This is a genomic window from Deltaproteobacteria bacterium (genome assembly GCA_017302835.1).
In the GTDB taxonomy this organism is placed as follows: Bacteria; Bdellovibrionota; Bdellovibrionia; order Bdellovibrionales; family Bdellovibrionaceae; genus UBA2316.
This window is the reverse complement of sequence record JAFLCC010000008.1, coordinates 23885-46640: the sequence shown is the minus strand read 5'-3', so window position 1 is coordinate 46640 and position 22756 is coordinate 23885. Positions and strand designations below refer to the sequence as shown.

Annotated in this window: 19 protein-coding genes and 1 pseudogene; 7 read left to right on the top strand and 13 right to left on the bottom strand. The window is 37.9% G+C overall.

All coding sequences use genetic code 11. The annotated features are described in order from the left end of the window. Positions 1-2 precede the first annotated feature (2 nt). The 5 genes and pseudogenes from J0M15_10405 to J0M15_10385 all read right to left on the bottom strand — a co-directional run bounded on the left by J0M15_10405 (position 3) and on the right by J0M15_10385 (position 6988). Entirely contained in the window at positions 3-707 is a 705-nt protein-coding gene (locus J0M15_10405) for a hypothetical protein (GenBank protein ID MBN8537452.1), read from the bottom strand. After that, positions 702-2768 (bottom strand): annotated as a pseudogene (locus J0M15_10400) (transglycosylase domain-containing protein). Before J0M15_10400 ends, J0M15_10405 begins: the two are co-directional and overlap by 6 nt. 115 nt (positions 2769-2883) lie before the next feature. Further along, positions 2884-4581, bottom strand: a complete 1698-nt coding sequence (locus tag J0M15_10395) for a hypothetical protein (protein ID MBN8537451.1) — start codon at positions 4579-4581, stop codon at positions 2884-2886. A gap of 259 nt (positions 4582-4840) precedes the next feature. Then, positions 4841-5701 carry a LysR family transcriptional regulator gene (locus J0M15_10390; protein MBN8537450.1) on the bottom strand — a complete coding sequence of 287 codons (861 nt, stop codon included), beginning with the start codon at positions 5699-5701 and terminating at the stop codon, positions 4841-4843. Positions 5702-6037: 336 nt separating this feature from the next. Next, on the bottom strand, positions 6038-6988 hold the full coding sequence (locus J0M15_10385) for a hypothetical protein (protein MBN8537449.1): 951 nt from the start codon (positions 6986-6988) through the stop codon (positions 6038-6040). 262 nt (positions 6989-7250) lie between these two features. Between J0M15_10385 and J0M15_10380 the strand changes: the two genes are divergently transcribed. Then, positions 7251-7901 (top strand): CPBP family intramembrane metalloprotease, encoded by a 651-nt coding sequence (locus J0M15_10380; GenBank protein MBN8537448.1) that lies wholly within the window; start codon positions 7251-7253, stop codon positions 7899-7901. A gap of 68 nt (positions 7902-7969) precedes the next feature. Beyond that, positions 7970-8167 carry a DUF2892 domain-containing protein gene (locus J0M15_10375; GenBank protein MBN8537447.1) on the top strand — a complete coding sequence of 66 codons (198 nt, stop codon included), beginning with the start codon at positions 7970-7972 and terminating at the stop codon, positions 8165-8167. Between the two features lie 33 nt (positions 8168-8200). Here J0M15_10375 and J0M15_10370 read toward each other — a convergent pair whose 3' ends face one another. The 3 genes from J0M15_10370 to J0M15_10360 form a co-directional block, all read right to left on the bottom strand. Continuing rightward, positions 8201-8617 carry a hypothetical protein gene (locus tag J0M15_10370; protein ID MBN8537446.1) on the bottom strand — a complete coding sequence of 139 codons (417 nt, stop codon included), beginning with the start codon at positions 8615-8617 and terminating at the stop codon, positions 8201-8203. An 86-nt stretch (positions 8618-8703) separates the two neighbouring features. After that, positions 8704-9393 carry a RibD family protein gene (locus tag J0M15_10365; GenBank protein ID MBN8537445.1) on the bottom strand — a complete coding sequence of 230 codons (690 nt, stop codon included), beginning with the start codon at positions 9391-9393 and terminating at the stop codon, positions 8704-8706. Next, a complete protein-coding gene (locus J0M15_10360) occupies positions 9390-10028 on the bottom strand; it encodes a GTP cyclohydrolase II (GenBank protein MBN8537444.1) in 639 nt (212 codons plus the stop codon). Before J0M15_10360 ends, J0M15_10365 begins: the two co-directional genes overlap by 4 nt. A 56-nt stretch (positions 10029-10084) precedes the next feature. Between J0M15_10360 and J0M15_10355 the strand changes: the two genes are divergently transcribed. After that, positions 10085-11101 (top strand): LysR family transcriptional regulator, encoded by a 1017-nt coding sequence (locus tag J0M15_10355; protein MBN8537443.1) that lies wholly within the window; start codon positions 10085-10087, stop codon positions 11099-11101. Between the two features lie 153 nt (positions 11102-11254). Here J0M15_10355 and J0M15_10350 read toward each other — a convergent pair whose 3' ends face one another. Further along, positions 11255-12103, bottom strand: a complete 849-nt coding sequence (locus J0M15_10350; GenBank protein ID MBN8537442.1) for a flagellin FliC — start codon at positions 12101-12103, stop codon at positions 11255-11257. Positions 12104-12386: 283 nt separating this feature from the next. Between J0M15_10350 and J0M15_10345 the strand changes: the two genes are divergently transcribed. After that, entirely contained in the window at positions 12387-13688 is a 1302-nt protein-coding gene (locus J0M15_10345; protein MBN8537441.1) for an HD domain-containing protein, read from the top strand. A gap of 52 nt (positions 13689-13740) precedes the next feature. Here J0M15_10345 and J0M15_10340 read toward each other — a convergent pair whose 3' ends face one another. After that, positions 13741-14922, bottom strand: a complete 1182-nt coding sequence (locus J0M15_10340; GenBank protein MBN8537440.1) for an acetyl-CoA C-acetyltransferase — start codon at positions 14920-14922, stop codon at positions 13741-13743. Between the two features lie 45 nt (positions 14923-14967). Here J0M15_10340 and purD point away from each other — a divergent pair, with 45 nt between their 5' ends. After that, positions 14968-16224 (top strand): phosphoribosylamine--glycine ligase, encoded by a 1257-nt coding sequence (purD, locus tag J0M15_10335; GenBank protein ID MBN8537439.1) that lies wholly within the window; start codon positions 14968-14970, stop codon positions 16222-16224. A gap of 7 nt (positions 16225-16231) precedes the next feature. On the opposite strand, the gene J0M15_10330 is transcribed toward purD, so the two are convergent. After that, the gene (locus J0M15_10330; protein MBN8537438.1) at positions 16232-16966 is read right to left on the bottom strand and encodes a hypothetical protein; all 735 of its coding nucleotides are present in this window, start codon (positions 16964-16966) and stop codon (positions 16232-16234) included. A gap of 246 nt (positions 16967-17212) precedes the next feature. Here J0M15_10330 and J0M15_10325 point away from each other — a divergent pair, with 246 nt between their 5' ends. Together J0M15_10325 and J0M15_10320 are read left to right on the top strand one after the other, a co-directional pair. After that, the gene (locus tag J0M15_10325) at positions 17213-19582 is read left to right on the top strand and encodes a hypothetical protein (GenBank protein MBN8537437.1); all 2370 of its coding nucleotides are present in this window, start codon (positions 17213-17215) and stop codon (positions 19580-19582) included. 147 nt (positions 19583-19729) lie between these two features. Beyond that, positions 19730-20863 (top strand): hypothetical protein, encoded by a 1134-nt coding sequence (locus J0M15_10320; protein MBN8537436.1) that lies wholly within the window; start codon positions 19730-19732, stop codon positions 20861-20863. A gap of 49 nt (positions 20864-20912) precedes the next feature. Here the strand turns inward: J0M15_10320 and J0M15_10315 are convergent, their stop codons facing one another. Together J0M15_10315 and J0M15_10310 are read right to left on the bottom strand one after the other, a co-directional pair. Continuing rightward, positions 20913-21920, bottom strand: a complete 1008-nt coding sequence (locus J0M15_10315) for a M23 family metallopeptidase (protein ID MBN8537435.1) — start codon at positions 21918-21920, stop codon at positions 20913-20915. A gap of 12 nt (positions 21921-21932) precedes the next feature. Then, a complete protein-coding gene (locus J0M15_10310) occupies positions 21933-22655 on the bottom strand; it encodes a Stp1/IreP family PP2C-type Ser/Thr phosphatase (GenBank protein ID MBN8537434.1) in 723 nt (240 codons plus the stop codon). Between the last annotated feature and the right edge of the window lie 101 nt (positions 22656-22756).

The window sequence follows — 22756 nt, the reverse complement described above, 5'->3', positions numbered from 1 at the left end:
GCCTATTCTGTCATCTCTTGCTTTAAGAAATCAACAGTTTCATCACCTTTGCTACTAGCGGTCGTTGGCTCGGTCCCTTCAATATAAGCTTGCTTAACAACATCTTTAGTTGAAGAGTTTGCTAAGGTACCCGTCTTGCTGTCTACATTGGCAAATACAATTCCTGGAGGCACGGGAAAGGATTTTTGCGGCAAATTTTCGTGAGCAAACTTCATATACTCAAGCCATAGAGGCAAGGCGGCTCGTCCACCCACTTCACCTTTGCCAATAGTTTTTTCTTTATCATAGCCTACCCAAACTCCCGTAGCAATTTGAGGAGTGTATCCAATAAACCATGCATCCACGTAGCCATTGGTAGTCCCCGTTTTACCAGCCACTTCACGTCCTAAACTTCGCGCTCTTCCTGCTGTCCCATTGGGATCTTCAACCACGCCTTTAAGCATGTTGGTCATTAAAAAAGCAGTTTGGGGCCTGATAATTTGATTAACATCTTCAAAAAAGAAAAACTCGTCAGGCTTATTTGGTTTTTTATTTTTAACTCCATTTAGATCAGCAACTCTTTGAGGGTCGATCCCCTCATTGTTTGCATTTCCTTGAGGACTTGTCTGGCTACCTAGGCTTGACGGGTTTAACGGGCTTGCTGGATTTGCCTGATTCGCTGGATCTGTAGGAGCCGCCGTCGCCGCACTTGCTGCTTTTTTCTCCATGAAAAGAGTTCTTCTTTCATCAAAATCCTTATCTATCTCGCCAATTTCTTTTTGAAAACGTATATCCAAGGTGATCTTATTTAAAAGAACTGTATCATTTTTATCTGTCACCTTTTGAATGATGATGGGAAAAATTCTTTTACCTAATCTACCAAATTGAGAAAAGGCCTTTGTCATTTCATACAAAGTTACTGAGGACGATCCCAGAACCAATGTAAAGTCATTATTCAATGGACTGAACAAACCTAACCTGCGGGCATAATCGGTAGACCAATGAACACCCACATCTTCAATAATTCTAACTGATGGCAGATTTAAAGATTGAACCAAGGCATTTCTAAAAGTGATTTCACCCCCAAAGGTTTTTCCATGGTTAGTTGGTTTCCAAACTTTGGTATCATCCTGACCTTCTTCATCTTTGATCGCCTCTTCATAAACAAGGGGAGCATCCATCAATGTGGAAGATGGTGTATAACCTTTATCTAATGCAGAAGCATAGACAAGCGCTTTAAATGCAGATCCCGTCTGCCTTACCGCCTGAATCGTTCTATTAAATTCATTCTTATTTCTTTCAAAATTATACCCACCCACCATGGCTATAACTTCTTCCGTCTCTTGATCAAAAGAAATTAAGGACCCCTCAACTTCAGGAATTTGATCTAATTCAGCTAATACAAATTTTTTAAAATCAAAGGGGATCTTTAGGCGCGGAATAACTACTGATTCATTGATAAGTTTTACCAAAACAACATCACCCACCTTTAAGGCATCAGAAATTTTTTTAATTTGATCTGTTTCAGCTTTCTTACTGCTATCTGGTTTTCTGGCCCATTTCATTGTCTCAAAATCAATAACACCATAAACCCCAGGAAGTTCTAGAAAAACAAGTCCGTTGGCTTCATCTATTTCATAAACAACAGCTTCATAGGATTTGTTAAGGGTTAAATAAATAGGAATTTTTGTTGAACTATTTTGCGGTTGCTTTGCCTGTATCTCTGCAAACATCCCATCGGGCAAGATGGTTCTTTCTGGTGAAGTAGCTAATACCAATTCTTTTGTTTTCGTTTGGATAAATTTATTTTTTTCTTCTTTATCTTGAATATTTCTCAAGGCACCACGATACCCTTGTCTCTTATCTAGGCTCTTCAAACCATTTTGAACGGACTCTTGAGCCGCTTGCTGTTTATCAATATCTAGGGACGTATAAATTTTGATTCCCTTATCTAAAACGACCTCTTCGCCTAATTGTTGGAACAAAACCTGACGGATAGTTTCCAAAAAATACGGTGCTGATTCTTTATAATCCTCTCGAATATAAACTTTTACTGGCTCCTTCACCGCACCATCCGCCTCTTGGGGGGAAATAAAACCCACGTTGGCCATTCGATTTAAAACATAACGTTGTCTTTCTTTAGCTTTTTGCGGATTTGTCACCGGTGAATAGCGGCTTGGGGCCTGAGGCAGGCCCGCCAGAATTGCGGCCTCTGGCAGCGTGATTTTTGAAACTGTTTTTTTGAAATACGTCTGGCTAGCATTTTCTATTCCATAAGCCCCGTGGCCAAAGTAAATTTGATTTAAATACAGAAACAAAATATCTTCTTTACTTAAATTATCCTCCAAAGACCATGCTAAAAAAGCTTCTCGTATTTTTCTTGAAATTGTTTTTTCTGGAGAAAGAAAAAAAGTTTTTGCCACCTGCTGTGTAATTGTGGATCCACCTTGAACATTTTTCCCCGCGCGCATATTAGCCATCATCGCTCTTAAAATAGCCAGAAAATTGATCCCAGAATGTTTAAAGAATTGATCATCTTCCGCAGCAAGAAAGGCCTGTACTACCTTTTCAGGAATTTGATTATAAGGGACTACCGTTCTTCGCTCATTAAAAAACTCACCAATTTTTTTATTATGACGATCAAAAACAGGGCTCACCAATAGAGGTTGATAATCCTTAATTTCCATTATTTTTGGTAATGAAGATTTAATAGAACTTACCCAAATATAAAGTGAAGATATACAAATAACAACCAGGGCACCCGCACCCAAAAGAATTTTCTTTAACACGATCCAGCTCCTGAAAAAAAGACCTTGATAGCATTATCTACTGATATTCCCCATTGGGGAAGCATGTTTTTCAAAGTCTAGGGTCTGAACTCCCTGAACACCCGAACAAGAACCCCTATTGAACGCCTCTAGATTTGGAAGAGCTAGATGTTTTAGACGATTTATCGGTTTTCCCCTTTCTTGCTGTCTTTTCAAAACTCTTACAAAGCTTAGCTCCGCTTCCTTGATAATCATTATTACAACATTTATTATAAAAACTATCTTTAAAATCAGGAAAGTCTTCACAAGCCTCAATTTGTTTTGTCACCGATTTATCCGAATCCGTCGGCGCCGTTTTGTTAGTAAAATGCTGTAGTTTTAACTTGGCAATAGATATCTTTTTTTCAATATTTTTCGTATCATCATCCAGACTTTTTAATTTTGTATCTAACTCGTTTTTAGCATTTTTCTTATCATCTTGAATCTTTAAATATCTAAGCTTTTTAGTTGCCATTTCCTGATTTTGACTCGCATCGAAACTTTTAATTTCATCAGTAACATCTTTGTCTAAGAGTTTTAATTCCTCATCAATTTGACCTAGTACTCTATCATAGGTAACTAACTTTTGTTTCATTGAATTTAATTCATTAAAAATTTGGCGACTTATTCGAACGGCATTTTTTCTTTCTCTATTCATACAAAGATCGTAAGATTTTTGTTTGTACACATCTGCATTTTTTCCAAGCAAAAAGGCACCACTAAAACTTTTACTCACAGCTGGGGCTGCCGTTACATTATTTTTGTTTTTCTTCCCATCCGCCTCCGCTAAGCTATTCAAACATTTATCATGAAGCGCAAACTCAGAGGTATCCACCAAGGCCACAGTTTGCGAATCCACCAATTCATTGTAGGCGCGTTTAGTTTTTAAAATTTCATCATTAATAGCATTGTATTTAGACTGTGCTTCCATTCTTGCCTTTGTTTTCATTTTATCCAATTCTTTTATTTTTTTTTCCCTTTCTATAGGCATTTTTTGCAAATCATCAACAATGCTAATTTCTTCATCAGCCCAATCTTTTAATTTATCCGCAAATTTCTCCTGGGCCTCTTGCCCTTCATCTCTATTTTTTTTCAACTGTTCTTCGAGATTATTAACTTCATCTTTAAGACTTCCCTTTTGTTCCATAAAATCAGACTTACTCAAATAACAACCAGGTTTATCATTCATAGCCGAATAAACTTCCAACATCGTATCAGCACCCTTCACTCCACTTAAAAGAGGCGACACCATATTCAACGTATCACTATCAACAATTTCCGCATCCCCTTTCCCATTACACTTATCCGACATCTTCTCATAGGCTGGCCTACATTCTTTATAATTTTCATTATAATCATCGTATTTATCATCGCAGACTTTAACATCGGAACTGTCATCGAGTTTTTTACCCTGTAAAACTTCAAACTCATTTTTCTTTTTTTTCGCAATCTTTAAAAGATTCGCGCATTTTTCTTTAGACTCAGTTTTTGAACCTAAACATTTTTCCTGGTAATCTTCATCTGCTGCTACATATGCCTCATATGCTGATTTTTGATTTCTTTCTTTCTCTCTTTCCCTTTCTATTATCGCCAATTGTAACGCTAGACTAGCATCGGTCGAACCGGCTGTTCCACTAACCTTCTTATCAGAGGATTCTTTTGGTGTTGTGTCAGTCGGTTTTGGTTCAGCCTTGGATTTATCTGCGGCTTGTGAATTCTCAATCTGCACAAAGTACACTGATAAAAAGAAAATCCATAAAAAAATAAAGGAAAAGATGAATCGTTTTTTAAGCATATAACCCCTTTTGGAACAACTAGCACATACAGTATAAAAGCAAATAGAGTGCCTGCGCTTCTATTGTAAATTGAATTTGGATTTTTTTTTAGTCTAGATTCTCGTCGCATCAAAATGAGAATAGTTTGAGACTCCTACAAACTTCATCGAAATTTCAGTGAGTTATCTGAGTCCGTTTTTTTTACTGTGTTTCTGACTTTTGTCTGGTTTTATGACAGCAAAAGTTTTTTCTGCTTTGTTCGCTAGACGATTTGTTTTTTTAAGACAAAAAGCTAAATATTGTTTCGGCTACCACTTTTTGACTTATATTCTTATGCCTATCACTTTTTTGATTCAAAACTATTTCATAGGGACACTGAAACCAATTTTGGTTAAGAATTTTGATTTTACTTTCTCTAGTCAAAACAAGATCTGGCACCAAACCAATTCCTTGGCCATCGGCAACTAAGCTCACAATCATGTCCCAACTTCCTACGACAAGGTTTGGATTCAAAAGTTGTTTAAAATTTTTATAGTATGATTTTTTAAGCAACTCTGTTTCAAACTTTGGTTCAGTCATTATGAGATTTTTGATGTCATGACTGGCGTCTGCTCGATTGCCTGATTGAATGAGGACAAATTTTCCCTTTTTTAGAATTCTTTGGTTTAGAGTTGGCATTGTTTGTTTTCCAACCGTAATGGCGAGGTCTAGATCACCTTGCAATAATTTATCGACCAGTTCGGAGGTGGTTCCAAATCGAATCTCTATAAATACTTCGGGATATTTTTTTCTTATTTTATCGATGAATTTTCCAAGGAACGCTTGTCCTATGGATCTCGACATTCCAATGGTTACACTTCCCGTGACTGAATTTGTACTTTCCGAAATATGGCTTTCAAACTGTTTTATTGTTTTTAGCAATTCATTAGCTGCTCTGGACAGTTTGTAACCTTCGGCAGTCACTTCGAATGATTTTTTTCTATGCTCTAATAGGCGAATTTTGTAATGGGCTTCAATGGCGCTGATGGCTCTACTCACGGCTGGGTGACTTACCAGATTTCTTTGGGCAGAGGCGCTAATACTTCCAAGCTCAACCGCGTCAACAAAATATTTCAGATGATATGGATTTATAAGTGTCATTAATAATTACATTAAAATCGATTTTAATGTAATTTACAAGCACATATTATTTTTATCAAAAAAGGTTATGGAAACACAAAAAGTAATCAACACCTTTCATTTTGAAGGCTAGCAGTTCTTAAAGGCCCTGTGAGAAGAGTTAACTGCTATGGGTATGGACCTTTCTGATAAGATTATAGATCCCCTTTGTTATCGGGTCCAAAATGAACACCAATATCAAAGCCTTAAAGAACATTTCATTCCCAATAATCTTGTTTCACACGGAGCCGATTTGCTATTTTATGAAACTGCAAAATTCTCCAGCTGGTGAATGAATCGCGAAAACCCTGTGGATTTTTAGTTCCAAAAAATAAGTAAAGTAATTCGCTTACCTGATAAAGTCGAAGCTCTGTGCTTCACAGGTCTCCCGCTTCTCTGTCCTAAAATATGAGAGATCTTATTTGCTGACACTCCGCGAATTTCAAGTGCATCTCCATTTTGGTAAAAAATCTCTGTTCCTGCTCCGATCAAAGAGAGAGTGGTTGCCACCGTAGTCGAAAAATCTTCATGAACTATGTCATAATCTTTACCTACACCTTCCTGCTTCCACCGTATTCGAATCCCACATATGTTAAGACTTCTTTCGGTACCAAAAGCAAGACGGGCAGAATCTATCATTTGTTGTAATGCATTTTCCACATATTTAGCATTATCTCTGGAAATATTAGTCTCGTTTTCAAAATATTCCAAAAATTTTTGCACTATGACCTTATCTTCCACTTGAACGTATTTTTCCGATCCTCGTGAAAGTCGATGACCTTCACTCTTAAGTTGACTTATCATTCCTCTATCATGGGGTTCCCGTGCATACAGCAGTAATTCTCGAAAAGGAGAATTGCTGCTGAGCTCATCAAACAAATTCGATGACCTCTCAAAATTAATTGAAGTAGCCGCAGGGGTAACGACTGCCCCTCGAACTTGCTCCTCAAAAAGAACTCCCGGTTTTAAATTCTTAGTTGTTTTCGCCTGACCAATTATTAGGTCGATATTGTTTCCGAAATTAAACTGAAGGGCCTCAGCCTCAGAAAAGATGCCAGGTCTGGTGACATTTATTTCAGAAAGCGCTTCTTCAATTTCTTGTTGAAGTGGAATTTTAAGACTCACATTTTGAAACGATTTATCCAAATTGACTTGCCCATAAAATCCAAGACAAGCAATTCCAGCAGCTTGACTGATAGCAAATCCTTTCAAAGAAAAGACGAGAAACAAAGAAAAGTAGGCTTTTAAAGTTAAATTAGAAGTTCTCACTGAAAGTATGACTCGCAAGAAGTTTGCCAGAATAGAGCGCCATTAACTATGCAATATACCAAGAGCTCCCGATAAGGGTTAAAACTTTGAAAATACTTAAACTTTTGAACTGATCGTTGGGAACAAAAATCATTTTTTTGAGGTTTTTAAGAAACAGCCATTTTTAACAAAATATCACCCTTCATGTCATTCTTTATGACATCATAGCAAAAATTAGATATATTTAGACAAACATGGACATAATTAAAGTTAAGGAAGGTTGATGGTGGCTAAATTGAACCCTGCATTGAACTACAAATTGAAATCAAGAACAGTTATTTGGAATGGGCTTGCCTTTCTTTACCTCGTTATTCGATTTGGATTTACATCGAATTTAGATTCGCTAGGGGAATTTGCTTCTTATATTTTGGAAGCTCTTCTTGTTGCCTTTTCCATTATCCTTTCTTGGAATTCTTTTCGTGAACTTTTTAAATTTCATCGATCCATTTTTCTTAGTTCTATAGGTAGTTTAATTTTTGGATTTGCAATTTTTAAATTTGCAGTTTTTTCAAATATTCTGATTCCATTTGATTTGCAAGGAGTCCAAACGATTGCATTTCTTCTTTTAATATCGCCAATTCTGGAAGAGCTTATTTTTAGATTCTTTCTCTGGAAGCCGACAGATTCTTTAACCAAGAGACCTTTTTTATCTTGGGTCATCACTTCCATTGTTTTTTCTTATTCACATCTGCATGCCATCTGGTTTGCACCGAAGGAAATACACCCCTTTGTTATGTATCAAACAGTTTATACGCTTATTCTAGGACTTAGTTGCGGGTATTTTGTTTATAAACATAACTCTATTTTAGGAGGAATGTTGATACATTTTTTCTTCAATCTGGGATTTTATCTCGCTTTCTTAGTTTCAATGTGAATTTTTTTGTGCTAACCTTTTTTTATGTTTCATAAGAATGTGTTCTAAAATTTCGAAAAGGAGTCTTTGTGAAAAAAAATGTTGGCAGTATCGATAGAGTTGCAAGAATTGTTGTTGGCATGGCCTTGTTAATTTTTGCGTTTGTAGGCCCAGAAGATTTAAAGGTATGGGGATTTATTGGAATTATTCCTTTGGCAACTGGGTTATTCCATTTTTGTCCTTTATATACTTTGTTTGGTTTAAATACCTGTCCGCTAAAAAAATAATCACGATTCATTTATTTGGTTTTTTGATCTTTGCTAACAGCTTTCGCTAACAAAGGATTCCAGATAAAGGCTTGCGGTAAAATAAAAGAATAAAATAGCTGAGTCTTGGAAGTTTCCAGAGATTCTTTGGCCAAAGCTAAGCATTATAAATAGAACTAAAACAAAAGAAAAAGCTAGTTTTGAAACGAATAGTTGCTTGTTGTTCTTAAGAAATACGCACGACAGAAAAAGGATTCCAATTGTCAGTTCGAAAATTCCAATTAAGTAAAATGAGGATGGAACTAATTCCGGAATTAGATTAATGATGGTATTTTTAAATTGATCAACAAACCAAGAAGGAGTTTTGGGTTCCATTAATTTTGTAATTGATGAATGACTCATGATAATAAAGTAAAAAAAATAGATTAACTGACGACGAAATAATTTTGAAACTAGGATATTAGTTTTCATTTTAGCTCCTTTCAATGAGTGATTATAAAAAATGTACAAACTAACTGTTTATATTGACGAACTATCTGAATAAATAAAGAAAACAATTAACTAAAACTGTTAAATTCAGTGAAGATATCTTTTCCTAAGACCTGTATGTCTTTTGTTTCTAGCTTGAGACGGTTAGTAAAAGTTCTGTTTAAATAAATTCGATTTTTATTTCCTCCAATGATAACGGGTGCTAAGGAAATAAAAATTTTATGAAATAGTTTTTTATCAAGAAAAAAACAAAGGGTTTTAGCTCCGCCTTCGACTAAAACGCGTTCGATCTTTCTGTTTTCCACTTTAGAAATAATACTAAACACTTTAATGAGTTCATTTTTAATTTTATTTTGATCTGATGAAAAATTAAAGTGACAAGGTATAAAATAAACTTTTTCATTCCAACAATCATCTTCCTTTTTTTCTGTAGAGATGATGTAGGTGTTTCGGTCGCCCGTGAGTAATTCTTTTGCGATCTCTTTGTTTTTAATCTGCTTTAACAAGGAATTATTTAAATCCAAAATAATCCTGACAGGTTGTCTTTCTTCACTTTCTAGCTCTACTTTCCTGACTGTTAATTTAGAAAAGTCTTGAATAAAAGTATTTGCCCCAACGAGAACCGCAGAATATTGTTTGCGAATTTCATGAGTTCGAATAAGTTCTTTATCACCAGTTAACCACTTTGATTTGTAATTATCATCACACAACTGACCATCTAAAGATTGAGCCCATTTTAAATCAAATTGTAATTTCATTTTAGCTCCATTGATTTTTTAAAATTGATAATAGAATTTAAATCCAATTTATGGTTTCCTTTTTTGGCCTTTGTCATTAAGTAATTAAAGTTCTCTTTTTTAAGATAAACGCCTGTTTTAACAACTTCCTCTATTTCAATACCTAATTGAATCAACTGGCTGGCTTTCTCTGGATTGTTTGTAAGCAATTTTATTTTATGAATTCCTAATGCCGACAACATTTCTTGCGCCACATGAAAGGATCTATCGTCTGCCAAGTGCCCCAAGGCTTCGTTGGCCTCAAAGGTATCATAGCCTTTATCTTGAAGTTCATAGGCATCAATTTTTGAATACAAACCAATCCCTCTACCTTCTTGTCTTAAGTATATAATGATTCCGCCTTTAATCATCATGGTTTCAATAGCTTCATCCAATTGATCTCCACAGTCACATCGGGAAGATCCAAAAATATCGCCCGTAAAACATTCAGAATGGATTCTCACTAGGGGAGTGGCCCCTGAAATCCTGAGTTCATCTTGTTTAAAGACGAGTGCTATATGTTCTTTTTGATCGGAAAGATCGTTAAAGGTGACAAATCGGGTGTCCCCTTTTTTATTGGCTATAAGTACATTTCTTCTAACGCTTGTTTTTGTCATGTTTCCTCCTATCAACACTATTATTCCCTTTAACTTTCTTTGCATAGATGGTAAATGTGGAAACGGGTGTATCAAATTTGGAAACACTTTTTTTAAAAAAAAACCTTCTTGGTAATCACAGCCAAGAAAGAAAGAAATCGAGAATGCAAGATTCCCTGTATAAAATCACTTTGGCTGAAATGAATTTATTTATTGAGCTTTCAAATATTAAATCCATTCGGGAGTTAGCTAGAAGAAAATCTCTTCATCCGGGGCAGATCTCAAAAGTAATTAAAAGTTTGGAATTGAAATTACAAACAAAATTAATAGATCGCTCTTTAACAGGAATTTTGCTCACGACCCAAGGTCATGAATTCTTAACATTAGCAGATAAAATTATTAAGTTTTCAAAACAATTTCAGGATATCCGACAAGGACCGTTTTCAAAAAAAAGCAAATCCATTATATCCATTGGCAGCCCTTCATTTATTTCGTCCCATTTGGTTGCCAATGCCGTTTCAAAAATGTCGCTCGATTCAAAAAATATTGAAAATTTTCGAATCATCGATTTTTCACCAGATCAACTCATCATGATGGGACTCAAAGGGGCGTTTGAAATTGCCATTCATATTGGTAAATTAGATTGGCCCAAAAGTTGGCAAAGCGAGCTTCTTGGAAATCTGGAGTGGCGTCTTTTAGCAAGAAGAAATCATCCATTACTTCAAAATACACCATTAAATATGGAGAAAATTCTCAAATTTCCTTTTGTGGTTCCCGTTTACTGGACTCAAGAGGGATTGTTTTTCGGTAATGACCATTTCCCAGTAACATTTTCAAAAAGAATTAAGGGGATGGAAACAGCTACTGCGGATGCAGCTATCACGTTGGCAACAAATACAGACCAGTTGGTATTTCTTCCAGAGATTCTGGCGCGAAGTCATGTCTCATATAAAAATTTAGTGGAGCTAAAGATGAAAGGTCTTTCAAAGGTGACGAAACCTATTTATGTGTCTATAAGAATGGATTCTGTTTCGCAATTATTATATAAAAAATTGCTAACCCATTTGCGAAAAGTATTGCTCTTTGAGAGCTAAAATAAATGGGGCAGAGTTCTGCCCCAAACGCAGGAAACAGATCAAGTAAGCTCTAACACAAATTGTGCTTTTCGGGATTCTCATGAGGGTGATCTTGATCTACAAGATCGATCAACCGGGTTCATTTAATTCCTAATAAACCTAATTAAAGGATTAGGAATTAAATGACTTGTTCAAGAGTTGAAGCGCGACATTAGCTTGTGAATTCGCTTGGGCTAATACCGAAGTACCAGCATTTAATAAAATATTATTTCGAGTCATCTCTGAAGTTTCTTCAGCCACGTCCACATCTCTGATTCGAGAATTGGCGGCAGACATATTTTCAACGTTGACTTGAATGTTACTAATTGTAGATTGCAATCGATTTTGAATCGCTCCAAAATCAGCTCTCATCGCGGACACGCTGACAATGGCTGTGTCAATCGCTGCCAATGCATTTTGTGCAGAGGCCTTATCCGCAACGCTCGTCAGATTGACTCCGAGAGCAGCTGAATTCGCATCGGCTTTAGAAGCATCAAAGGAAATTCTATCAATCTCTGGATTGTTTCGAGTTCCCACTTGGAAATCAAGTATGGACCCTACCCCTGCCAGTAACTGAGTTCCATTGAACTCGGTACCTTCAGCAATCCGATCGACCTCGGAAACCATTTGATCATATTCCACATTTAGGAATTGCCTTTCAACGGGCCCGATCGTGTCTGAAGCGGCTTGAACGGCAAGTTCTCGCAGCCTGATGAGGATTGAAGAAACTTCGTTCATCGCACCCTCTGCGACTTGCACTAAGGAAATACCATCTTGGGCATTTCTTGAGGCTTGTTTCAAACCTCGAACTTGAGCTTTTAAATTTTCTGAGATGGCCAAGCCCGCGGCATCATCTCCGGCTCGATTAATCCGGTAACCTGAAGCGAGCTTTTCCATGCTCTTATCAAGTCCCGACTTCGTGCCCCAAAGAACCCTTTGGGCGTTTAAAGAAGCCGTATTTGTATTAATACGCAATCCCATAAATTCCTCCTCCTTGAGTTAATCCCTCTCCATCCTTAGAGAGCGACGGAATCTTAATGATTCCTATGGGTGTTTTATCTCTTAAATCTCAGATCGGGACACTTAAAAAAAACTTGAGCCATAATGAGAAAATCTGGACCTTTAATTTTCAAATTAGTGACTAAATCTAATATAAGGACTTTGAAGCTTAGAAATCTCATGTTATTTAAGAAAGATCTAAATGATCTATTTGACGAGATCTAAAAGACTATTTATCTCAAGGTATCTATCGAGGAAATAATTTATGGAAATTAGAGATCCCCTTCATGGTTCATTATTTTTTTCAGATGCTGAGGTTGCCATACTGGATACTCCAGAATTTCAAAGACTGCGCGCGATCAAACAGCTTGGTTTTTCTGAGTTTAGTTTTCCGGGAGCGACTCATAACCGCTACTTGCATTCCTTAGGAGTTTGTCATATTTCTGGGCAAATTTTTGATGCTATTTTTAGAATTTATCCCTTTACGAAATCGACTGTGAAGTCGGCCTCTAAATCATCGAAGAAAACACAACTTCGTCAGGCTTGCCGTTTGGGTGCTTTATTACATGACCTCGGCCACGGACCCTTAAGCCATACCACCGAACAAGTCATGCCTAAAATTGAAGACCTCAAGATTAAAATCTATAACGACGAAAACAATCAAAACCGAAGAGCCAACCATGAAGATTACACTTTAAAATTCCTGACTGACTCGAGTATTGCAGAGGCTATTAAAAATAATTTTGAATTTACGCCTTACCATGTGGCCTGCTTAATCGATAAGACTTTGCCCGCAACGGATGATTTTTTCATGGATGGTCAGATGGACTTCCGACCCATATTAAGTCAAATAATAAGCTCAGAACTTGATGCTGACAGAATGGACTATTTAGAGCGTGATTCTTACTTTTGTGGAACTAATTATGGAAAAGTGGATATCGAATGGCTGATTCAAAACTTAACTTTTCATATTGTCGATCAGAAACTTTATTTAGCCATCAGTCGCAGGGCCTTATACTCTTTTGATGATTTTTTAATTTCACGTCATCACATGCACTTGATGGTTTACTTTCATCATAAAAGTATTATTTACGAGGAAATGCTAAATAAATATTTGTCTTCAAAGGACTGCCAATTTTTCATACCTGCTGATATATCAGAGTACTTAAAATATAATGACTATAAACTTTATGAACACCTTTCTAATTCAGAAAATCCTTGGGCCAAGCGAATTTCGCAAAGAAAGCCATTTAGGGTCTTGCTTGAACTTCATAATATAGGAATGAATAAGCGTTGTGAAAAGGCCAAGAAAATTATAGAAGCTCAAGGAATCGAAGTCATCTGGGCTTCTTCCCACGCTCGGTTATCAAAATATCATTCTGGTTCGGTTGAGGACAAAGCCATGGATATTTATGTGGTGGATCCCTACGATAAATGGACTAAACCAACACCTATTAATGACTCCACCGAAATTTTTAAAAAATACGAAGGCACCAGGGTCATCGATCGATTGTATGTCGCTCCTGAAAATTACTCTGAAGCCAATCAAATCATTCAGAGTTTATAACTTTAAAAGCTGTCTTATAGAGCCTGTCCCCAGAAGGTCATCTATCCGACTGTTAGATTCTTTCAATAATGATAGATATTCCTTGGCCACCACCGATACAGGCGCTGCCAAGGGCATACTTCGCCTGACGACGGTGTAACTCATATACCAAATGATTCATGATGCGAGTGCCGCTAGCTCCCAATGGATGTCCCAGGGCGATAGCCCCTCCGTTCACATTGGTCTTGTCGGGATTTAATCCCAATTCTGCCTGAACTGCTAAGTATTGAGCCGCAAAGGCCTCATTGACTTCAACAAGATCCATTTGTTCGAGTTTAAGTGAAGCTTTTTGCAGAGCTAGTCGCGAAGAATATGCTGGACCTATTCCCATGATCGTGGGATCGCAGCCAAAAGAGGCCCAAGATATAATTCGGGCCATTGGTTTCAACCCCAGCTCTTTGGCCTTGCTCTCGCTCGTAAGCAGGCTCATTGCTGCTCCATCCACAATCCCCGAAGCGGTGGCAGCTGTCACCAAACCATCTTTTTTAAAGAGGGGCTTGAGCTGACCAATTTTTTCGAGGGTTGATTCTGGTTTTGGATGTTCATCTTTATCCAAAATTTGCGTCCCTTTTTTGCTTGTTATCGTGATGGGAGTGATTTCTGTTTTAAAAAAATCCTTTAACAAAGCGGCGTGGTACCTACTTTGAGATTGTACCGAGTAGGAATCCACCATCGCTCGTGTGATCTGATATTTTTCTCCTAAATTTTCAGCAGTGATAGCCATAGATGTCTGAGAATAGGCATCGGTGAGGGCAGAGGTCAGATAGTCCTCAAGCTCAAAATTTCCCATTCGAATGCCGCCAAACCGAACCCCTCTGGCGATGTAGGGAATTTGCGACATTTGCTCCACCCCACCAGCCAAAACCACCGAAGCCTCACCGGTCAGAATCATCTGCGCGGCACTGACCCAAGACTGGAAACCACTTCCACATAAACGGTTAACTGAAAAGGCGGGGGCGGCCATGGGCAATCCCGTTTTGAGCGCAATATGTTTGGGAATATAAGCCGCATCGGCTCCAGATTGAACGACATTGCCTAAAATTAAATGTTCTACTTTTTCACCACTCAACTGAGCCTGTTCCAAGGTCGCTTTCGCTGCAGCAACTGACAAGTCTGTTGCTGAAACCTCTTTCAAACTTCCACCGAAAGCTCCAAAGGGAGTTCTTTTTCCTGATATAAATACTATTTTTTCCATAAAAAAAAGGGTAGTTTGTGTTTTTTCAAGAGTAAAGGAGAGATCATGAAAATTCTAATTCTAGGACAAGGCGGCAGAGAACATGCTTTTGTCAAAGCCTTTAAAAACTCACCCAGAGTGACGGAAATTCATGTTGTTCCTGGCAATGATGGAATGAAAAAAGAAGCCATTTGCCATTCGTATTCTTATTTAGAAATTGAAAAATTAATTCAACTTTGCCTTCAATCTGAAATTGATTTTGTATTTATCGGACCAGAGGATCCCTTAGTTGCAGGGGTTTCTGATCGGTTAAGGGAAAGAGGAATTTTGGTAGTGGGCCCTAGCCAGCAAGCTGCCATGCTTGAGGGAAGTAAGATCTTTGCCAAAGAATTTATGGTCGAAGCTGCCGTTCCAACAGCCCCCTATTTTGTTGTTACGAGCGTTGAGGAAACCCTAAGTAAAGCTACTTGTTTTAAGCCCCCATATGTTTTGAAGGCGGATGGTTTGGCGGCTGGGAAGGGAGTTTATATTTGCAAAACTCTTAAGGAGCTTGAACTGGCAAGCCAAGATTTATTTGTAAAACAAATCTTTGGCGATGCGGGAAGAAAGGCTCTGTTAGAAAAATTTGAACCGGGATGGGAGTTAAGTTTTATTATTTTAACCAATGGAGAAAACTATGTGTCCTTGCCTTTGGCTCAAGATCACAAAAGATTAAATGACAACAATGAAGGCCCAAACACGGGAGGGATGGGAACCATTGCTCCTCTTCAAATTCCACACGAACTCCGACATCAAATTGAAGAACTGATTTTAAAACCCAGCGTGAACCAACTAAGAAAAAATCAATTTTTATTTAGAGGAGCCCTCTTTATTGGGATTATGGTTACCGAAGAAGGGCCTAAGGTCTTAGAATACAATGTTCGATTCGGAGATCCAGAAACTCAAGTGATTCTTCCATTGATTGACGAAGACCTAGCTTTGGTAATGAGTCATCTATCTCAAGGAACCTTAGACCCTATAAAATTAAAAAAACTCCATGCCGCATGCGTGATATTAGCTAGTCCAGGTTATCCAGAAAATCCAACTAAAGGAATTTCCATCGAAGGCTTAGCTCAAATCAGCGACTCCTCCACTTCCTATGTTATCCATGCGGGAACTAAACAGGAGGGGCCGATATGGAAAACCAACGGAGGCCGTGTTCTTGGCTCGGTAGGCGTTGGAAACACCAAAGAAGAGGCCTTGCGCCAGGCCTATGAACTTAATGAAAAACTACATTGGTCAGGAAAGCTTTTTAGAAAAGATATTGGCAGTTACCTACCATAAATCAAGCCTACCAACTCCAACGTAGCCCCATAGTGCTGTTATTATCTGTCGCATTTTTGGTGTGCGAGATAACAAAATCTTTATTTTTAAATACTTTTTCAGACACTTCGACAGCCGTTTCATTTTTACTAGAATCAATTTTAATTTGGGCGTTGGTGTAGCCCTTGTATTCCATTTTTGCTTGAGACTGTAATGCCAAATATTGGAAAGAAAATTTATGGTCAATAGGAGTCGCTCCTGGCGAGTGCGGAGCCGTTTGTACCGTCGCCTCTACTTTCATTGCATTTTCAACCTGAGTTGCGGCTTTACCAAAACTTGAGTTCCTGACTGCGGGGGAGTTTAGCCAGTTTTGAATGGCCTGATCCCCAAAACGTTTTAAGACCTCTCCCTCATTTTGCGAAGGACCTAGATTTCCTGGAATAGTCCCATTTAAAGTCTTAACATAAGATGACTCTATAGCTATGGGTTTTGGCGCAATAATTTTTTTTGCCTGCAAAAGTTCAATTTTTTTGAGATCGATCTTAATTTTATTTGTACTCATTTTGGTAGGACGTTTCAGTTGAGATTTCTTTGCATATTTTTTTTTCAACATTTTAAAATAATTTTTGTCATTTAAGGGTGAAAGCCCCCTCATTTGAAGAATTTGTCCATTAGCAGAACTTACAAAAACGAGAACACAACTCACATGGAAGGTGAAAGCGCTTACAGACTTAAAAAATATTTTGAACTGATTCTGACCCATTAATTCAATGTTGTTACAAATTCATTGCCATCTGAAAAGAGCTATAGTTTCAACTATTCACGACCAGAGACTATCATCTCAGAATGATTCAATAAAAATTATACACCAACGCTAAAAATTTCGTCACCTTGCCACCCCTCTCTACCCCCTCTTTACCGCCCCCAGAGATCCCTGAGATTGAATATTTTTCATTAAATTAAAGAATTTTGAAAATCAGAAAGTCATCATGGTCTTTTAAAAGACTTAATGCTAAGAACTAAAGGTCCAAAAACGCCATTGGGAGGATTGAATACCGTGAAGTTATCCAAGCAATTAAAGAACAAATCATTTTCTAAAATAGCTAAAATAATGGTCTTATCCCTTTTTACGTTTAATGTTTCCCAAGCTCAACCTCCGGCAACAGGCGGACCTGATGATAATTTGTTCCCAATTGATATTACAAACCCTCAGAGTCCAACAAGTCCTACATCTCCAGTCACCGAGCCCAGTTTTTCCGTTTTACCGAGTGACCCGGTCATAAACCCCATCTTTCCTACAAATCCTGGAATTTCTCCTTTACCTGGAGGCGGTGGTTCTTTGCTTCCCTCTATTGGCGGCATTGGTGGTATTGGAGGGATCGGGGGTATTGGGGGGGGCATTGGAGGCATCGGCGGCTTCGGGGGAAACAATCAATTTCAATTGGCCCAAGTTCCTAATGAGTTTTATTGCCCTTTGTTCGAAAGCAACCCTTATGATTCTATTTTCAGAGGATTGGATGCGATGAGCCAAGCGATGAAAACAAACTACGAGTGCATGCAGCAACAGCAATCTCAGTATACTGATTTTTATTCCGATAGTGAAAAAATTAGAAACATGATTATTCAAATCCAGCAATTTTCGCAGAATCCTGATTATATCAACTCTGCCAACACCCGGGATATCGAAAGAGTTGTCACTGATGCTGTTTATGGAATAAACTCCATTGCTACCAATTTAAGTAGCAACAAATTATTCAACAAAAACTGTAATTCAAGTAAATCCTCCTTAGCTAAAGCCGCTCTTTCTTTGAATGAGGTTTTAAATAACTTAGCACCCGTGGCCTTGGTCATTGCTTCTGTCAACCCAGCTATTGGAATTGCTACCAAGCTGGCTTTGCTTGGCGGAGTTTATGCGACCACGGCAATCAAAGGTTTTCAACAATTTATGGACGCAAATTCTTTGGATCTCACGAACCCCGAGGTGCGAAAAGCCATTTTACAAAACACATGTCAATTCGTTAAAGTAAAACAAAAAATTGATTTTCTACAGCTCGGCGAAGAAGGTCGTTTAGGGGAAATTAAAACTGGTTTATTTAAAAATATTGAGGCCTATCGTGCCAGATATAACAATCCTTCAAGTCAGTTATTGCCCTTGATGCAATATAAATATCAAACTGAAAAAGTAATCACAGATCTTGAGGCTCGCATCGTTGAGGACAAATACAATCTCAATTTTTATCAGGCAAAACTCAAAGCTGCCGGCGAAGATAAAGAAAGAATTTGTCTTATGGGTTCTAGCTTAGTCAAAAGAAGTAAAGACGGTGAAACCTTTCCAGCAAGCGTGATGAGAATATTAGAAACCTCTGTGGAATCGACAAAACTCAGTGGTGGTCAGGTAGATCCACAAGTTCAAACAGAATCTGATGAGTTTAGTATTGCCTTTGGAAAATCTAAAAACCGCTTAACAGCCTTATCTGCTAAGGTCTTAGCCGATGATAGCGAAGAAACGTATAAAGCTATTAATCTCTGCGCCGAAGAAACTAAAATTTGGATTAAACGACTTGCTGATACCATTACTTACTCCAGCAACCTCGTAAATAAAGAGGTCAAAGAAATTGAACAGGCACTAAGTCAAAATTCAGAATTTCAAAATTGGAATGCTGAATATAAGAAATTAAAAGCCGAAGGAAAGTCCTTGAATCGAGTTGTTAAAGTACTTAAAGAAATGTCCCGACCTGATGCCGTCTATATTCGAAGCGAATTAGATCAAAGATCACAAGAGCTGAAGGCGACTCTTTTTAGAAATCAATATTTTTGGTCTAAATCCCCCGTTCTGGCTTGGTTAGATAATAATATTGAAATGCATCAAAGATCTATTGGTCGCTTTTCAGATTTTGTTAAGCTCCTTCAACAAGGAGCCTATGCTATGACAACTGTGGGCCAAGGAAAATACGAAAACATAAAACCAGATCCGACGAAAGCGCCACAGCCATTAAGTCAAATGAACAACATGTCTCGATTAGAAAATTTAAACGCAACGACTCTTCCTTTTGGTAGCAGAGAACATGAAATCGCTTGCCAACAAATGCGAGATGCTTACTTAAAGTTTAAAGCAGCAAAAGACTATTTAGGTGCGGCTCAATTTATGTGTGACATGATTGATCCGTTTCTGAATGATACAAGCGATCCCATCATTCGCAGCTGTCGAGGTGGTAAAACATTTAATTCTCCACAAAAATCAGAGATCACTTTAAATTTTGAAAAATTAAAATTTAAGTCTCATTCACGCGCCGTGAGTCTTGAAGAATATGCCAATATTATTAATCAAAAGAGAATCACGCTCTTATGTCCACTTCCTTCTGTGGATGTCATTGAATAGTACGATGTCTCTTTCTTATCCATTTTTTGGTTAATTTTGATACAAACTGATTTGAATTTATGAAAAATAAATAAATTTTCAAAAAAATTTCATTTTTCTGTAAAGCTTTACGATAGTCGAGCCGAGAGTATACAGGTGAGGTGAAAAATGAAGTTAACTAACTTAAAAAAAATTTTAATATTATTAGTTTTATTTGGAGCCGCCTGCAGCCAGAAAAAAGCAGATGAAGTTGCCGCCAGCACAACCCCTCCTCAAACAGAAGACACAACAAAACCAAGATATCTTTATGTTACATCTGGCACCTGTTACTCTGGAACTGGAAATACGACTTTTACGGCAACAACAGCATCTAATCTAGTCTATAGATTAAGCCTAGCTACGGGAAAAAAAGATATGACCATTGCTGATTTCAACTCTGCCCCAGCCAATGCGGGTGACTCTCCTGTTTGCGCCATTGAACAAGATAAAGATAATCTACTCGTTGCTGTTGAAAGTACTTCAGGCAGAAGAATTGAGAAAGTAGCAAAAGCTGCAAGCCCTTCTAGGGCTATTTTTTCGTCGAATACGGCCGCTTTAAGTGCTGTCCTAAAGTCTATAATTAAAACCCCAGATAATGGATATCTAATAGCTAAGACTGCAGGGATAGAAAAGTTTTCAAGCCAGGGAGTAAGAATTGGATCTGCTGCTTACGTTGGTACAAGCCTTGGAACTATTTGCGGAGCGACCAACACGAATATAATTGGAGCCGTAACTAATTCAAGCGGCAAGATTTTCTACATCAATGCTCTGGCTTCAAACAACAGATGGGGTGTTATTACTTCAACTGGATATAATGGTCTAGATGCCCACTGCCTTGGAGTGAGATCAGCTCCAAATGCCAATTCGTATCCCGTGGCTATTGTCTACCTTCAATCAGTAAACCAAGTCATGGTAGCCTACGCAGGGAATGCAATTACCACGGATCTTAACTCAATTTATGTCTACGATTTTGACGATACGACAAACGCCATTAGCACCGGAGTCAAAATTTATGATTCGAGTACTTATGTGACTACTGGGTACTTACTCTATGGCATTTCTGCCATGACATACGATTCTGTGGATAACAGCTTGTATGTGGCTACGGCTATTTCATCAGCTACAACGGTTGTAAATTACTCGATAGAAAAACTAAGTTATAATCCCAGCGCTAAAACGCTTACACGGGTTGCGAGTGATTTACCTTTCTACAATTACGGCGTAGATACTAAATGTATCTCTTCCTTAGCTATAGCAGAATAATTCAGGATAAAGTGATTGATGAAATCACTTTTGTTACAGGTCCTTATCCTTATTCATCAAGAATGAAATTGATTGGATCCACGGGAACTGAATTTATCCTCACTTCATAATGTAAATGGGGCCCCGTTGATCTGCCAGTATTTCCAACTGCCGAGATAACATCCCATTTGCTCACTCTTTGGCCCACATGAACATAAATTTGAGCATTGTGACCAAATCGGGTTGAGACGCCGAAACCATGATCAATACTAACAAGTTTTCCATAACTTTCATCATAAGATGCAAAAACAACTAAACCATCAGCAGGAGCATAGACCGGAGATCCAGGAGTGGCTGCGATGTCAAGCCCTGCATGCATGGTGTTTTTTCCCGTAAAAGGATTTAGTCGGTAACCAAAACCGGATGTCAACCAACCTCTGGCGGGTTTAATATTGGGAGTTGAGTTAAGCAAACTTTGTCTTTCCGAAAGACCTTCCCAAAGCTCGATAACACTTTGTTCTTTCAGTTGAGTTTCTTTCACTGCTTTATCTATTCGTACCACTAAAGAAGCATAATCTCTGTCGGAGGCTTGTGAAATAAGCTCGCCATTTTGATCGTTCAATTGTTTATTTGTTACAAATAATTTATCTTGCTCTGTCAGCCCCTGGGTATTGAGACGTTGATCCATAGGCTCATAGTCTTCACTGGCTGCGCTATTCGTTGGTGGCTTACTTCCCATGGTCAGCTTAGCGATTCTATCTTCAGCATCCACATTGGTAATTAATTTTAGTTTAGCCGTAAAAGATTTAACTCGTTCCAAACTGTTTTCAAGGGAACTAACCTTCCCCTCCACCACTTGAAATTGTTTTAATAATTGAGCGTTTTCAGATTTAAGCTTTTTGTTTTCAAGAGCCTGCACCAAAAGTCCAAAATAATCAATTAGACCTGTAGCAAAGATCAAAAAAACAGTAGAAAAAATAAAAGCTATTAATTTAACTTTTGTCGAAGAAACAACAAATTTCTTAGTTAGCCCGTCTTGATTAGAAATAAGAAAAAACGTATAACTTTTTTTATTCACAACAAATAGTCCTTATTCAAAGTGTAAAATCAAAACACTGACGTTGTCATCACCACCATTGATTAAGGCCTGTTCCACGCAGTTTTTCAAGGCAATTTCTGGGTTCGAGTTACTTAATATCTCAGATATTTTGTCATCAGGAACTAAACTAGATAGCCCATCGGAACAAAGCAAATAGGTTTCTCCAGAAAAAATCTCGCGCTCGAAAATATCAGCTTCAATGTCTCGTTCATAGCCAACACTCCTAGTAATCACATTTCGGGCAATAATTTGAGAGGCTTGTTGTTCTGTTAAAACACCAGCCCTGATTTGTTCATTGATTAAGGAATGATCTTCTGTTAATTGCCACAGGTAGGGTTTCTTAAATAAATAACATCGAGAATCTCCGACATTCCCGATATAAATATAATTCTTGCGTAAATAACAAAGCACCATGGTTGTACCCATTCCCGAAAGTTCAGGATTTTCTTTGGCTGCCTTGTCAAAAATAGAATGCGAAGCTTCTTCATATGCTTTTGCTATCGCCTCTCGAGGAGAGCGGTCTAAACATTCAGGATCTTTAAACACGCTCTCTGCGGCTTTTACTGCCATTGATGACGCGACTTCCCCCCCAGAATGTCCACCCATTCCATCTGCCACAATAAAAACACCCAACTCAGCGTTAATCAAAGTGGAGTCCTGATTTGTTTCGCGCTTTCTTCCCTTATCTGAAATTACCCAAGCATCAAACTTCATTGGACTATTATGTCATTTTTAATAAGAAACAGTCAAACGGACTATTGGCTTTTTTAATCAGACACCAGGACTCAACTTTAAGCCAGACCCGGCCAAGCAGA